This is a genomic window from Marinifilum fragile, from assembly GCF_963677365.1.
GTDB lineage: Bacteria > Bacteroidota > Bacteroidia > Bacteroidales > Marinifilaceae > Marinifilum > Marinifilum fragile.
The window spans coordinates 1,556,647-1,571,865 of sequence record NZ_OY781962.1 but is presented as its reverse complement, the minus strand read 5'-3'; the positions used below and the strand labels follow the sequence as shown (position 1 = coordinate 1,571,865).

The 15,219-nt window shown below is 34.5% G+C and carries 11 protein-coding genes; all 11 read left to right on the top strand.

Features of this window, described 5'->3' with window-relative positions; translation table 11 throughout:
• Positions 1 to 189 precede the first annotated feature (189 nt).
• The 11 genes from ACKPCA_RS06140 (at position 190) to ACKPCA_RS06090 (ending at position 15,174) form a co-directional block, all read left to right on the top strand.
• Positions 190 to 2,415 carry an NADP-dependent isocitrate dehydrogenase gene (locus ACKPCA_RS06140; protein WP_321281926.1) on the top strand — a complete coding sequence of 742 codons (2,226 nt, stop codon included), beginning with the start codon at positions 190 to 192 and terminating at the stop codon, positions 2,413 to 2,415.
• Positions 2,416 to 2,648: 233 nt separating this feature from the next.
• On the top strand, positions 2,649 to 3,362 hold the full coding sequence (locus tag ACKPCA_RS06135; protein ID WP_321281925.1) for a hemerythrin domain-containing protein: 714 nt from the start codon (positions 2,649 to 2,651) through the stop codon (positions 3,360 to 3,362).
• Complete coding sequence (locus tag ACKPCA_RS06130) at positions 3,352 to 3,960, top strand: response regulator transcription factor (protein WP_321281924.1); 609 nt, start codon at positions 3,352 to 3,354, stop codon at positions 3,958 to 3,960. The genes ACKPCA_RS06135 and ACKPCA_RS06130 overlap by 11 nt, the downstream gene beginning before the upstream one ends.
• A gap of 342 nt (positions 3,961 to 4,302) precedes the next feature.
• Complete coding sequence (locus tag ACKPCA_RS06125; RefSeq protein WP_321281923.1) at positions 4,303 to 4,689, top strand: HU family DNA-binding protein; 387 nt, start codon at positions 4,303 to 4,305, stop codon at positions 4,687 to 4,689.
• A gap of 604 nt (positions 4,690 to 5,293) precedes the next feature.
• Entirely contained in the window at positions 5,294 to 8,071 is a 2,778-nt protein-coding gene (locus tag ACKPCA_RS06120) for a TonB-dependent receptor (RefSeq protein WP_321281922.1), read from the top strand.
• 11 nt (positions 8,072 to 8,082) lie between these two features.
• On the top strand, positions 8,083 to 9,339 hold the full coding sequence (locus ACKPCA_RS06115; RefSeq protein ID WP_321281921.1) for a DUF4876 domain-containing protein: 1,257 nt from the start codon (positions 8,083 to 8,085) through the stop codon (positions 9,337 to 9,339).
• Positions 9,340 to 9,481: 142 nt separating this feature from the next.
• Positions 9,482 to 10,726, top strand: a complete 1,245-nt coding sequence (locus tag ACKPCA_RS06110) for a DUF4876 domain-containing protein (protein WP_321281920.1) — start codon at positions 9,482 to 9,484, stop codon at positions 10,724 to 10,726.
• 72 nt (positions 10,727 to 10,798) lie between these two features.
• Positions 10,799 to 12,316, top strand: coding sequence for a DUF6850 family outer membrane beta-barrel protein (locus ACKPCA_RS06105; RefSeq protein ID WP_321281919.1), 1,518 nt, complete (start codon positions 10,799 to 10,801; stop codon positions 12,314 to 12,316).
• Between the two features lie 60 nt (positions 12,317 to 12,376).
• Positions 12,377 to 13,264, top strand: a complete 888-nt coding sequence (locus ACKPCA_RS06100) for an ABC transporter ATP-binding protein (protein ID WP_282013939.1) — start codon at positions 12,377 to 12,379, stop codon at positions 13,262 to 13,264.
• Positions 13,265 to 13,268: 4 nt separating this feature from the next.
• Positions 13,269 to 13,940 carry a hypothetical protein gene (locus ACKPCA_RS06095; protein ID WP_282125081.1) on the top strand — a complete coding sequence of 224 codons (672 nt, stop codon included), beginning with the start codon at positions 13,269 to 13,271 and terminating at the stop codon, positions 13,938 to 13,940.
• Positions 13,941 to 13,959: 19 nt separating this feature from the next.
• On the top strand, positions 13,960 to 15,174 hold the full coding sequence (locus ACKPCA_RS06090) for a DUF4857 domain-containing protein (RefSeq protein ID WP_321281918.1): 1,215 nt from the start codon (positions 13,960 to 13,962) through the stop codon (positions 15,172 to 15,174).
• Positions 15,175 to 15,219: the final 45 nt, after the last annotated feature.

Below are 15,219 nucleotides of genomic sequence, written 5' to 3'. Positions count from 1 at the left end.
GAACTCATTCATGGGCCTTATTTATAGCTACTTATAATTAAAGAAATAAATCGTTAAAAATTAAGCTCTTTTAAATTGGGAATTAAAAAAAATATCTATGTTTACCACAAGTTTGAATTGTGCTTAATTCTTACATAAAAGAGTTAAACAGACTATTTTTAATTTAAAACACACAAAACAACAACCAACATGGCACAGACAGCAAAGATAATCTATACCAAGATTGATGAAGCTCCAGCCTTGGCAACATATTCATTGTTGCCTATTATCAAAGCCTTTACTAAAACTTCAGGCATTGAAATTGAAACTAAAGACATTTCTTTAGCAGGTAGAATTATTGCTAATTTTCCTGAAAATTTAACTGAAGATCAGAGAATTCCTGATTATTTGGCTGAATTGGGAGAGTTGTCATTAACTCCAGAGGCTAACATTATTAAGTTGCCAAACATCAGTGCTTCAATTCCTCAGTTGCAAGCTGCAATTGCTGAATTACAGGAAAAAGGATATAACATTCCTAACTATCCTGAGGAAGCAAAAACTGCTGAAGAGAAAGAACTTCAAGCACGATTCGCGAAAGTATTGGGTAGTGCAGTAAACCCTGTGTTACGTGAAGGTAACTCAGATCGTCGTTCTGCTGCTTCTGTTAAGAAGTTTGCTCAGAAGAATCCACACAGAATGGGAGCATGGTCTGCAGATTCTAAATCTCATGTAGCTCACATGACTGAAAAGGATTTTTATGGTTCTGAAAAGTCAGTAACTATTGAGAAAGATACCAATGTACGTATCGAGTTTGTTGACAATGCAGGTAATGTAACAGTATTAAAAGAAAAGCAAGAATTGTTAGCTGGTGAAGTTATCGATACAGCTACAATGAATGTGAAAGCATTGCGTGCATTCTACAAAAAGGAAATTGAAGCTGCTAAAGAAGAAGGACTACTTTGGTCTTTACACCTTAAAGCAACTATGATGAAGATTTCTGATCCTGAAATGTTTAAGCATGCTGTAGAGGTATTCTACGAAGAAGCTATCGCTAAGCACGCTGATACAATTAAGGAATTAGGAGTGAACTTCAACAATGGTTTGGGTGATCTTTATGCTAAGATTGAAAAATTACCAGCAGACAAGAAAGCAGAAATCGAAGCTGATATAATGGAAGTGTACAAGTCACGTCCAGATATGGCTATGGTTGATTCAGATAAAGGAATTACCAACTTACACGTTCCAAACAACGTAATTATCGATGCATCGATGCCAGTTGTAGTTCGTGATGGTGGAAAAATGTGGAACCCTGCAGGTGAACTTCAGGATACCAAAGCATTAATTCCAGACAGATGTTATGCTACTATGTATCAGGTTTGCTTCGACGATTGCAAGAAAAACGGAGCTTACGATGTAGCTACTATGGGATCGGTATCAAACGTTGGTTTGATGGCTAAAAAAGCTGAAGAATACGGATCACATGATAAAACTTTCTATGCACAAGGTGAAGGTACAATTCGCGTTATAGATTTTGACGGAACAGTTTATATGGAACAAGCTGTTGAAACTGGCGATATCTTCAGAATGTGTCAGGTGAAAGATGCTCCAATTAAGGATTGGGTTAAATTGGCTGTAAATAGAGCTAAAGCAACTGGTTCTCCAGCAATTTTCTGGTTAGATGAAAACCGCGCTCACGATGCTCAGTTAATCGCTAAAGTAAACAAGTACTTAAAAGATCATGATACTGAAGGCTTAGATATTCGTATCCTTACTCCAGTTGATGCAATTACTGTATCATTGGAAAGAATCCGTAAAGGTGAAGATACAATTTCGGTAACAGGTAACGTATTGCGTGACTACTTAACTGATTTGTTCCCAATTCTTGAACTTGGTACTTCTTCTAAGATGTTATCTATCGTTCCATTGATGAATGGTGGTGGTTTATTCGAAACTGGTGCAGGTGGATCAGCTCCTAAGCACGTACAGCAGTTCGAAAAAGAAGGTCACTTGCGTTGGGATTCTCTTGGTGAGTTCTTGGCATTAGGTGTATCTTTTGAGCACATCGCTAACAACTTCAACAACGAGCAAGCTCAGCTATTTGCTGATACTTTGGATGCTGGTGTAACCAAATTCTTGGATGAAAGAAAATCACCATCACGTAAAGTAAATGAATTGGATACTCGTGGTTCTCACTTCTACTTAGCTATGTATTGGGCTGAAGCATTAGCTGCTCAAGATAAAGATGTTGAGTTGAAAGAGAAATTCGGGAAGGTTGCTGCTGAAATGCAAGCTAACGAAGAGAAAATCGTTAAGGAATTGAATGATGCTCAAGGTTCTGCAATGAACATTGGTGGTTATTTTATGCCAAACGAAGAAATGGCTTTCAAAGCAATGCGTCCATCAGCTATATTAAATGCAATTGTAGACGCTATCTAATCATATTAGATAAATCATATAGAAAGGCCTTCCATTTGGAAGGCCTTTTCTTTTGCTAAAAATCATAACATATAGGGATTTTATCTGCGATTTGCTTCAAGTAATTTTGTACTGCAAGAAAGTATGATTTACTTAATAAATAGAAATGATTATTCTTATAAAGTCATACTAATTTGCACAAAATCAAATTAACAAATAAAATGTAAATGGTGTCCTTTACAAAGAATAGTAAAATGGCAGAGATAATCCTAAAAAATTATCAGTTGCTACCCATTATTTCACGGTTTGGTATTAAGTTGGGATTTGGGAATAAAACGGTTGATGAGGTATGTGCAGACAAAAATGTGAATGCCACCTTTTTTTTGGAAATTTTAAATTCTTATCACAATTCGAATTATTTTCCCAATAATCACTTAAGCGATTTTGATGTCGATGTAATGGTAGATTATCTTACAAATACGCATACTTACTATTTGACGTCAAAAGTGCCACATATCGAACTTTTTATTGATAAAATGGAAAGGGAAGCTCAAGATGAAAATAGCAGAAACATAAATTTGTTAAAACATTTTTTTAATGAGTATAAAATTGACATTGAAAATCATTTTAAAGAGGAGGAAAAACGCATATTCCCATATGTAATTGATTTAGAAAGGTCGTTGAGTATAAATACTTGTACCAAAGAGCTTCTAGAAAAAATAAAACACGAACCTATAGAAGTTTATGAGCGAAACCACGATAGTCTTGAAATTAAGTTAGCAGACTTGAAGAGCCTGATTATACGTTTCTTACCACCTTTAAACTGTGAAGATGATTGCGAACATCTTTTGACAGAGCTATTTCAATTCGAGTATGATATTGAAGAGCATACAAGAATGGAAGAAAAAGTATTGATTCCGAAAGTAAAGATGTTAGAGCAAAAAGTATTGGAATATTATGGAGTTTGAGGAGAGAAAATTACATACGGTTATCGCCTCGGAACAATATTTGGTACGGCTGGGAGTTAAAACACTTTTAAATGTAATTGGCATAGAATCAGAGTTGCATGAGGTGGGGACTTTCGATGAATTGGAATATTTTCTTCAAAAAGATGAGAATATGGATTATTTAATTCTAAGTGAAGATATTCTGCAAAAACAAAGAAAAGTAGACTGTCTTGAATATGTGAAAAACTCATTTGGATTAAACACTACCATTTTAATAGGCAAACAGCAATTTTCTTCTTGTGTGTGTGATCATTTTATTTCTTATTCATGTAGCAGAAAAGAGGTAGTAGATAAATTGCAGCAGTTCTTTTATGCTCCTAAAGCAAATGAACAGCAAGAGGAAGATTCTCTTACCTTAAGTGATAGGGAAAGAGATGTTTTAAAAGCTGTTGCACTAGGTTTTTCAAATAAAGAGATTGCTGATCAACTCTTTATATCAATTAATACAGTAATAACGCATCGTAAAAACATTACCAGTAAATTAGGTATTAAAACCATTTCAGGATTAACTGTGTATGCATTGATGCATCATATTATAAAAGCGGAAGAAGCCATGTAAGCTTGGTTAATAGTCTCATAAAGCACATAAATGGCTATTACTGACTAATAATAGGTGCAAAATACGTTTTAGATTGCTTCGTGTATAAGTTGTTAATTTGGATTTTGTTAGTTGAATGGCCTTATCGGAGTTACTTCGGTGAGGTTTTTTGTTTCTCATTAATTCTCATGATTCAATTGTTGTTAATATCCTCATAAATGATGATTGTACAATTTAATTATCATACATAGATTTGATAATGAAATTTTTATGACAGTTTCAATACTTGTACATTGAGTTGTTATATGGAATCTCAGAGTGACAAAAACAGAACTTGATAATAATCATTTTAATTTTAACCCTATGTCAGTAAAATATTCAGTTAGTGCAAAAGGAAATCCAAGTAAACCTACCGAACCTAAAAAATGGTATGCAAATGCCAAGGCCAGTGGTGAAGTCACTTTTAAAGATCTAAGCAAAGAGATCTCGCAAGGCTCAACTACGGTAAGCGATACCGATGTTATGGCAGTTTTGAACGATCTTACCAAACTTCTTTCTCGACATCTTGCATCTGGCGAAATCGTTCGTTTTGGCGATTTTGGTTCTTTTCAGGTTTCAGTGAAGAGCGAAGGAGCGGAAACAGAAGAGAAATTTCATGCTTCTTTAATTAAAAAAGCCAAAATTAACTTTCGCCCGGGTAGCGACTTAAAAGATATGCTACTTACCCTAAAATATACCAAAGCAGAATAGCGAATCGTATTGGTTTCCCAGATGTTTTTTTATTCGTCTAAGCATCTTATAAAAATCGTTTATACGTTTTAGTCAAAACCTTTAAACGTTTTTATAAAAAGATATAGACGTTTTGTAAACCTTGTGGAATATGGAGTTTAAAAAGCCCAATTCAACTCGATCATTTGATTTCTATTTATTAATACAGCTGCTTTTATGTGGCTGTATTTTTTACTTATTTTAAGTTGAAACTATGAGAATATTCTAATATTTGTTTGTGCTATCGGCATTCGTTATGAGTATTAAAATGTCTCGAAGAAGATTATTCCTAATATGAGGTTTATGTGGAACCTTTAGGTTAAAATATATGTTGGTTGACAATTAAATACGATATGCTAATTAAAATGTATTTAGTTAATAAAGTAAGTCTTGCCAAATTATTTGAGTAAGGCTTTTGCTTTCTCACTACATCTTGTGGTTTCATCAGAATTTTATCATCATAAATGAGGATTGTGCAGACTTATAATCCAATATACTTTTGTTGGACTTATTAAGAGTTAGTCTTAATAAAATTTAAGTACCCACCATATATGGGCTAACAAATTGACAAAACTGTTGGATTAACATGAAACTAAGTTCTCTTATATTATTGTTTGTGTTTGGTATTGCAATGATACCATCGCAAGCTATTTCTCAAACTCATCAAAGTGTAAAGGGTAGGGTTCTGTCAAAAGAATCGGGTAAAGCCATTGCTTTTGCAACGGTTGTACTCAACGAATCGCAAAAATGGTCGACTACCAACTTAAAGGGAGAGTTTAGTATTGATAATGTACAAAATGGAGAATACACCATTATTGTTTCGTGCTTGGGTTACAAAAAAATACAAGATACCATTTCCCTTACTGAACTAAGAAATCCATTCACATTGCATATGAGTGTGGAATCGCAAGATTTATCAGAAGTAACTGTTATTGCTGAGGAATCACGAGAAAATGGAACATCTTCAGTCATTAAAAAAGACGCGCTTAATCATCTGCAGCCATCCAGTTTTGCAGATATTCTTGAGTTATTGCCAGGAGGTGTATCTTCCAACAGAAGTTTAACCTCAATGAACCTAATTTCTCTTCGAGCACCCGTTGAGACCGCGAAAATATCCAATAGAGAAAATACATATAATTCATCATTGGGTACTGCCTTTGTGGTTGATGGTACGCCTTTGTCAAATGATGCACAGTTGCAAACCGTTAGTGGTGCAGTTACCTATACTAATACATCAGATGACTATCTGGTGTATAGAAACACCACTGGTAAAGGTATTGATATGAGAATGATTCCAACGGACGATATTGAGAGTGTTGAAATTGTTAGAGGGATTCCTTCTGTTGCTTATGGCTCATTATCGAGTGGTCTGGTGAACATACAACGTAGCTATAAAAAGAAACCTTTGGAACTTCGTGCCAAAGCCAATTCAGGAATGAAATTGTTTGCTTTGGGTAAAGGTTTCGAGTTTGGTAACAAGACATTGAATGTTAATCTTGACTATATAAATTATAAATCCGATCCTCGTAATGTAATGACCAATTACAGTAGAATGACTGCTTCGTTAAGATTTAAGGATGTTTGGAATACCAACTCGGGTATGTTAAAGTTAAAAACAAACATAAACTACACCGGATCTTTTGATGAAAGCAAGCGCGATGAAGAGAATGATACTAAAGATGAATTCTATAAAAATGATTACAACAAGTATCGATTGGCATCAAACCTGAATTACTATTTTGATAGAGGTATTGTAAAGAATATTAATTTTTCTGTTTCAGGTTCATATACATTCGAAAATAAAAAGATTAGAAGGTATAGAACCGGAAGAATGAGTCCAATACTGATTGAAAAAGAGGAAGGAGAGTATTATGGAGAATTCTTACCAGCTTCATATTTGGCAAATCTAAAAATAGAGGGAAAACCAGTTTTCCTTTTTGCAAATCTAAATTCCAAATTAGATTTTGATGTGTTGGGAACCAATCACAATTTAATTGTTGGTGCTGATTGGAGGTACAATAAGAACTTTGGTAGAGGGGAGGTTTTTGATGTAACACGCCCACTTTATGCAGGTAATGGTCGTCCAAGACCAGCAAAAGACATTCCTGCTATGGAAGAATTGGCCATTTATGCTGAAGAGAACCTTTTGGTTCCTATTGGTCTAAACCGATTAAAGATACGAGTAGGTGTACGAGCTGCTTCTTTGCTAAATGTTTCTGATAAGTACTGCATTAGCAATAAGTTCTACTTAGATCCTCGATTCAATTTAAGCTGGCAATTTCCGTCGTTTATGATATTCGACAAATTAAGTAAGCTTAGTGTAAGAACAGGTTTTGGGTGGCATACTAAATTCCCAACCTTATCGCATTTGTATCCTAATAAGGTGTATTACGATGCAGTTCAGCTTAATTTTTATTCTCAGAACGATCAGTTGAGACAAATGCATTACAAAACCAAGATTATTGATCCTACCAACTTTGCCTTAAAGCCGAACAGAAATCAAAAAATGGAAGTTGGTTTGGAATTTAAATCAGGTAAAATCAAGTTTGACATTACTGCTTATAAAGAAGAAATGAGCGAGGGATTAAGACGAATGAGTAATTATGACCTATTCAGTTTTAAAAAATATATCATTGAATCCGGACCAGATCCATCAACATTAAATGCACCACCCACTATTGATATGTTCGATTATAAGCAATACAAAAGATTTGTGAGCTATGGTCAGTCTAAAAATGGTTCCAGAGAAGAAAAGAAAGGAATAGAATATCAGCTCGATTTAGGGCGTATTGAGGCTATTAAATCTCGTGTTTCGATTAATGGAGCCTGGATGTATATGAAGTATGGAAGTGATGCACCAAGATATAAAACCTCTTCGGTAGTAATAGGAGGGGATGATTACCCTTACATGGGATATTACGAATGGGATACATCTCGAGAGTATGAACAGTTCAATACCAATTTCCGATTCGATACTCAAATTGATGAATTGGGCTTAATCTTCTCGTCAACTTTCCAAGTGTTATGGTATACCAGTTGGAAGTATTCGCCACATAATGGAATGCCAAGTTATTATATAGATATGAACGACAATAAATTTGAGTATACAGAGGCAGATACTCAGGATCCAATCCTAAAACACTTGTATGAAAAGCCAAGTGATAATGCCTTCGATACCGAGCGAGTTCCCATTACAATTGATTACAATTTGAAGGTTACAAAATTAATAAATCAGAATATGCGTTTGGCCTTTTATGTAAATAGAATACTGTATTACTATCCTGATTATAATAGAAAAGACGGATTTCGAGTGAAAAGATCAGCATCTCCCTACTTTGGGATGGAGTTAAATATTAATATCTAAATCAATATAATATGAAAATAAAAAGTTTATTTTTTGTTCTGCTAACTTTAGCAGTATTTACAGCTTGTGATGATGATAATACCATTAACAAAACACTATTGAGTGTTAATGTAAACATGCCTGATGATATCAAAGAGAAAAATCCTCAGATAACAGAAGCAGAATTTAATTTAACCAATGTAAATACTGGTGAAGTAATTACTAAAAAAGTGGATTATTTTCCGGTAAGTTACTTCGAAGTTGAAGATGGTTTGTACAATGTTGATGTGAATGCAACCATTCAATACGAATCAGCAAATCAAGAAGGCGAAGTGATTGCAAGCAATTCGGTGAAGGCTCGTGCAGTAAAAGACAATGTAGAAGTAAAGAATGGAAATTTAGATTTACCATTGAATTTCTTTATCCAAAGTACAAGTAATTCTTTTGTGATCTCTGAAATTTTCTTTTCGGGAACAAGTACACCAGAAGGAAAATCATATAGATACGATAAGTTTTTTGAGATTTACAACAACACCAACGAAACTTTATATGCTGATGGTTTGTGTATTGGAGAAGGTGCTTTCAATACTGTTCTTACTTACTCTCAACTAAGCCCTGAAACTGCAAAAACAAGTAAAGCGGTTCTTCATGCCATTTACAGAATACCAGGATCAGGAAAAGAATATCCCATCGAACCAGGTAAAACTCTCGTATTGGCTGATATTGCAAAGGATCATACTGAAGATAATGAGAACAGTTTCGATTTATCAAATTCTAATTTTGAATGGTTTGATGATTACAAAAATTTAGATGTAGATGTACCAGAAGTTGCGAACCTTGAAAAAGTGGTAAGCTATTCTCGTTCAATTTGGACTCCTCATAGTAGAGGATACAATGCATATGTAATTTTCAAACTTCCTAACTCAATAACAGCGGAGACATTTGCAACGGAAAACGCATTTGATTATTCATATGTAGTTCACACACCAACAAAAGATATAACAATGAATCGTCAGGCTTGGGCGATTGATACTGATGATGTTATTGATGCAGTTGAATGTAGTGCTCCTTCTAAATTTAAAGGACTTGCTTACTCTCCAAAATTGGATGTTGGCTATACTTTCGTAGGCGAAACAGCAGATAAAAAGTATGGTCACTCTGTAAAAAGAAGAGTTGAAAAAACGACAGAAGATGGCAGAATTGTATTAATGGATAACAACGATTCATCGATAGACTTCTTAGCAGGTGCAGAAAATCCTTCTCCAGGTGTAGTCGGTGATGCTGAGTAATTAATTATTTCAAAGCATTGATAATTAAAATAAATTATAAAAGATGAAACGAGCTTGATTAAAACAATTATTAAACACATACGATAATGATTGTTTTAATCTTGCGGTTTCTATCCGACAAATACAAGAAAATTATAAACGGATGAAAATTAGAAATATAATAATAGCTGCAGCACTTTTAATTTCTGCTGCATCTTGTGATGATAATGATGCCATTAACAAATCATTTGTTGATGTAAAAGTAAGCATGCCATCGCATTTGGAAGGCAAAAGTGCAGAACTTGAGAATGCGGTATTTACATTGGAGAATGTGAATACAGGCGAAAAGTTGGTTCGTGAAACCTCATATATACCTCAGGTTTACTTTGATTTGGAAGATGGATTATACAATATAAGTGTGGAAGGTACGATTACTTATTCTAACTTGTCATTGGATAATAAGTCAATTCAAAAAGAAACTGGTGTACGAGCTAAACAGGAGAATATTAAAGTAGTTGGTGGAGACCTCGATTTAAATTTGGAATTTGTAACATTTAATCCAAGTCAAGGTTTCTTAATTTCAGAGATCTTCTTTGCAGACACCAGAACACCAGAGGGGAAGCAATATGCCGCAGGCGATCAGTATATAGAAATTTATAACAATAGCGATAAAGTATTGTATGCCGATGGATTGTGTATTGCCGAAACTGAATTGATGTCCGTAGAGGCACTAAATGAATATACTCCAGATATCAGAAACGAAGCAGTACCTGTAAGTTCAGTATATATGATTCCGGGAAGTGGTAATGAATATCCAGTGCAACCCGGAGAAACATTGTTGATTTCTGACATTGCAATCAATCATAAAGAAGCTAATAAAAACTCTTTCGATTTGTCGAAATCGAATTTTGAATGGTTTGATGGTGAAGATATTGATACAGATGTTCCAGAAGTGAAGAATATGATTAAAATGGTCTCTACATCTAAATCAGTATGGCATTTACATAGTAGAGGTTTCAAATCCTATATTTTATTCAAGTTCGATAAAGAGGTTCTTCCTGAAGAGTATGTAAAAGATTACGCATACCATTACGAATATTTGTTTGTATTTAATGATATGGAATTTCCTATGGACTATGATGCATGGAAAGTTCCAAATGAATTTATTATTGATGCAGTACAATGTAGTACGCCATCGGAGTACCAATGGATGGTAATGTCATCTTCTCTTGATGCAAGTTATACACATAGTGGAGATGGTGATGCTTCCCGATATGGAAGAAGTATAAAGAGAAAAGTACTTCATGTTGAAGGAGATAGAAGCATATTGCAAGATACAAATGACTCGGCTTCCGATTTTATTCCTACTGCCGAGCCTTCACCAGGAATAATTGAAACTTTAAATTAATTGAATACAAAAAGGATCATCTGAACATTCAGATGATCCTTACCAGTCGATTTACATCATTTTGCTTATACAATGAATAAAATAATTCTTTCTGCCATACTTGCTTTGATATGCACAATGGGTAATGCACAGAATAACAGGACTAACTATGAGTTCCAAAAAGATCAAATTGGTTTATTTTCTAGTTGGTGGAATAATCCTGCAATGCGTTTTCATTATCCGTTAGAGGAACTAACAGAAGTTTCATTGTCTCAATCGGCATATGACAATAATGTTTACAATGTGCAAAAAGGAGATAAAGGAAATAATTTTGAATTTTTAGCCAACTCATTTACCAAAAAGCAAAACAAACTATTTTATGGTGGTGCCTCTTATAATAATGGAGTGCAGAAAAATGTAAATTGGAATACATTAACCGATATCGATAGGCTGTATCCATATATTGTTGCAGATACAATTCCTGATAAAATGCGTAAAGAGCAATACTATTTTTCGGGAGGCTATGCTCAAAAGATGAATGAATCGGTATTGGGAATATTTGCTTCTTATACAGCTTCAACTTCCTACGACAGAAGAGATCCCCGTCCTTACAATAAGGTATTTGACTTACAATTAGCTACTGGTATTAGCCGCAAGCTCCTTCCTGATTACAATATTGGAGTCAGTGTATTTTTTGACAAGTATCAACAAGATCAAAAATTATCCCTTTTCAAAGACAATGGCTCAGCAAGTGTATTTTACTTGCGCGGTTTAGGAGTTGCTGATGCAACTTATTCTACTGTGATTACAAAAACTAATGGAGGTGCTGATAATACGTACAAACAGAACTGCTATGGTATAAATCTTAGTATGTTACCTCTGAATCAAAAACGCTTATATCTTTCCTTATCTGCCTCAACAAATAACTTAGAACTAACATCGGGAAACAACCAAACGGTAAGCGAGTACGATAAAAAACTAGGCAAACTAGAGTTTGCTTATAAAATAAGTAAAGGATACAATATCAAATTGCTTGGAGAATTAAGCAAAGGAGATGGAACGGAATTTAATTACGACATATCGAAAAAGCATCTTTTGAATAAAGCAAAGAAATTTACAAACATTACCCAATTTCTTCAATTGGCCTTTGCAGGTGAAATGAATTTAGGTTCGAAAACCAAAACGAACTTTATACTTAGTTCAGATTACCACGGTCTGGAGGAAAAATATTTAAAAATAGGCAATGCTTCAATCAATAATAAGAATATCAAAAACTTATCTTTTAGTTTTTTAGCAAATGTGCTAAAACAATATGAGCAGTCTAGCTTGCTATTCAAGTTAGAAACTAATTATAGAAACAATTTAAGTAAGGAATTAAATGCTGGAAGATTAGCTGCAGATAAAGCCATTGAGCAATTGGTGATGCCCAATTATACATTCCAATCTTCCAATCGTTTATTTACCAATTTACTGATTAGATACGATTATTTTATCAATGAAAAGTACGCACTCTATCTAAAGGGAAATTTTGCATATAGTAAATTCAATCAGATAGATACGGGTGAGAATGATAATAGGGCGTACAGCATAGCAATTGGCTTGTCATTCTAAATAGTAAAAGATAACATCTAAATAGAACTTATTAAGAACTAACATTATAAAATAACACTTATGCAACAAGCGATTGTTGAATGCAAAAATTTAACTCATTACTACGGCAAACGTTGTATTTATGAGAATTTAAATTTTGAAATTCCTCAGGGAAGAATTCTGGGACTGTTAGGGAAAAACGGAACCGGAAAAACCACAACCATTAACATTTTAAATGGTTATTTAAAACCTCGAAGTGGAGAATGCCTGATGTTTGGCGAGAGCTCAGCAAATCTATCTTCAGAAACCAAAAGAAAGGTAGGTTTACTGATTGAAGGTCATGTGCAGTATTCATTCATGAACATTTCGGAGATTGAGAAGTTCTACTCGGCTTTCTATCCCAAATGGAGAAAGGATGCCTACTACGAGTTGATGAAACTGTTGAAAATTGATCCAAAGCAAAAGATTTCGCGCATGTCGTGCGGACAGAGATCACAGGTGGCTTTGGGATTGATTTTGGCGCAGGATCCTGAATTGTTGATTCTTGATGACTTTTCGATGGGATTAGATCCTGGTTACAGAATGCTTTTTGTTGACTATTTAAGTGAGTATGCAAAGGCCGAGAACAAAACGGTGTTTGTCACCTCTCATATCATACAGGACATGGAACGCTTAATAGACGATTGCTTAATTATGGATTATGGCAGAATTGTGATGCAAAAGCCGGTAAATGAGCTTTTAGAATCCTTTAAGCGATTCAAGTTTAATTGTCAAAACCCTGAGGCTATTAATGAAATTAGCGACATCTACAATCCGGTAACCATAAAAGGGAACACCGAAGTGTATTCACTATTGGCCAAAGAGGATTTAGAGAGTTTAATGAGAAAAAACAATGTGATGACAAACGAAATTCAGGAAGAAAGTTTGAGTTTGGAAGAAGCATTTATTGGATTAACAGGAAAATATTAGAGAAATGACAAGTGCATTATTATTTAAAGAATGGAAAAAGACCAAGTGGTTTGCAATTGGAGCTTTTGCAGTTGGTCTGGCTCTTTTAACTTACATATTTTTAAAATTAGGACGATCGTTTAGAATGGTCGGATTGGAACATTTGTGGGATGTAATTGTAAATCGTGATCAGTTTTTGTTTCGCGATGTAAAATATTTTCCATTGGCAACAGGCTTCTGTCTGGCTTTGGCACAATTTGTTCCTGAAATGATTCAGAAAAGAATTAAGCTGAGTTTGCACCTTCCTCTTTCCAACAGGAAAATTGTATTCTCAATGCTAGGATTTGGATTACTTGCTCTGTTAAGCATTTTTGTTTTACACCTAATCGTAATTCTTACATTCTCGGTGTTTTACTTTCCAATGGAGATTATTGAAAGTATGGTGTATACCTTGTTGCCATGGTATGTTGCAGGATTAACAGCATATGCATTTATGTCGTGGATTTGTCTGGAACCAACATGGAAACGAAGAGTTTTTAATGCATTGCTTATGTTGGCAAGCTTACAACTGTGTTTCCTTTCCGACTTTCCAGGTGCTTATAGCCTGGTTGTTTTGGCAATTCTTCTAATTCCTTTCTATGTATTGCCTTTTGGCTATTTCTCTGTTCAACGTTTTAAAGTTGGAATTCAGGATTAACTTATTCGCTTAATTAAAAATGAAAAATATAAAATATTTAATTATTGTTTTGGGAACCATGATACTAGGATGGTTGTTGCCCAAATCGTATCATTTGGTAACAGATAAAGCTTCACCAAATATATTTACCTATTACAGTTCAGTTGACAAAGCTTTTTGTGCCATCGAGTTTGATGATGTTAAGGGGCATTTGATTCGAAAAAACGTAAAAACCAATAAAGAATATAGCGAAGCAGAGTTTGATAGCATTTTGCCAATGTTTTACTCAATGCAACTTTTTTCGGATGGTAGAATGCCTAAAAGCATAAATGGCAAAGATATCAATCCAAGAGTGGTTAACTCAAAGAAATTCTTTTTCCGTGTTAAACCAGCTGATAAAAACAAACCACACATCCCATTGTACACTTTGTTTGAATCCATGTCGGGACGTGTTAGAATTGAAATGCCAGGCGATATGTTTCGTTTGACTGATAGAATTGAGTTTATCAATCCTGAAACCAACGAAATTAATGAAGAAAAAAGTGAGCTTTTTAGCAAACAATTTGTTAAGAAAGGTTTTCAATTTCCTGCGAAAATGGCAGCTGGTAATCCATCTACGCGAAAAGCCTACGAAGAAGGTTACTTTATTGTAGACAATAAGGATGAGATTTTTCATCTGAAAATGGTGAACGCAAAGCCCTTTTTGAAGAAAGTACCTTTACCTGATGGAGTAGTACCTACCTATTTGCAGACCATGGAGCCTGATGATAGAAGTTTTTATGCTTTTGTTTTTGATGCGAATAAGAAACTGCACATTATCACAACCGACGCCTATAGCCTACAGGAGATTCCTACACCAGAGTACGATGTAGATAATGATCAGCTTTTAATTATGGCCAATCCTTTGTATTGGAATGTGAATGTTGTATCAAACAAGGGTAAAAATGTTCTGGCAATAAATGCCGATACAAAGGAAGTGGTGGATGCAACAAGTATAGCGGGGCATGAGTTAGGAGTAAATTACAGCAAGTATTTTCTTCCATTTGCTGTAGGATTTACTAGTGGTAACACAAGATACATTAAGCCAATTCTTCATTTCGGTTCATACCTGGTTTTGGTAAGTAACCTTATTCTGGCTTTGGCCTTTGTAATCATTATCAGATATCGCAAACAAAAAATGCAAATCCTACCTGTTGTTTGGATTTCAATAACAGGAATTTATGGATTCATTGCAAGTATAATATTTAACCGTTAAACAAATAGAGATGAAACGAGCATGATTAAACACACACGGCTATGA

Coding starts and splice junctions, on each gene's coding strand:
- ACKPCA_RS06140 (WP_321281926.1), top strand. CDS start 190: ATGGCACAGACAGCAAAGATAATCTATACCAAGATTGATGAAGCTCCA.
- ACKPCA_RS06135 (WP_321281925.1), top strand. CDS start 2,649: ATGGCAGAGATAATCCTAAAAAATTATCAGTTGCTACCCATTATTTCA.
- ACKPCA_RS06130 (WP_321281924.1), top strand. CDS start 3,352: ATGGAGTTTGAGGAGAGAAAATTACATACGGTTATCGCCTCGGAACAA.
- ACKPCA_RS06125 (WP_321281923.1), top strand. CDS start 4,303: ATGTCAGTAAAATATTCAGTTAGTGCAAAAGGAAATCCAAGTAAACCT.
- ACKPCA_RS06120 (WP_321281922.1), top strand. CDS start 5,294: ATGAAACTAAGTTCTCTTATATTATTGTTTGTGTTTGGTATTGCAATG.
- ACKPCA_RS06115 (WP_321281921.1), top strand. CDS start 8,083: ATGAAAATAAAAAGTTTATTTTTTGTTCTGCTAACTTTAGCAGTATTT.
- ACKPCA_RS06110 (WP_321281920.1), top strand. CDS start 9,482: ATGAAAATTAGAAATATAATAATAGCTGCAGCACTTTTAATTTCTGCT.
- ACKPCA_RS06105 (WP_321281919.1), top strand. CDS start 10,799: ATGAATAAAATAATTCTTTCTGCCATACTTGCTTTGATATGCACAATG.
- ACKPCA_RS06100 (WP_282013939.1), top strand. CDS start 12,377: ATGCAACAAGCGATTGTTGAATGCAAAAATTTAACTCATTACTACGGC.
- ACKPCA_RS06095 (WP_282125081.1), top strand. CDS start 13,269: ATGACAAGTGCATTATTATTTAAAGAATGGAAAAAGACCAAGTGGTTT.
- ACKPCA_RS06090 (WP_321281918.1), top strand. CDS start 13,960: ATGAAAAATATAAAATATTTAATTATTGTTTTGGGAACCATGATACTA.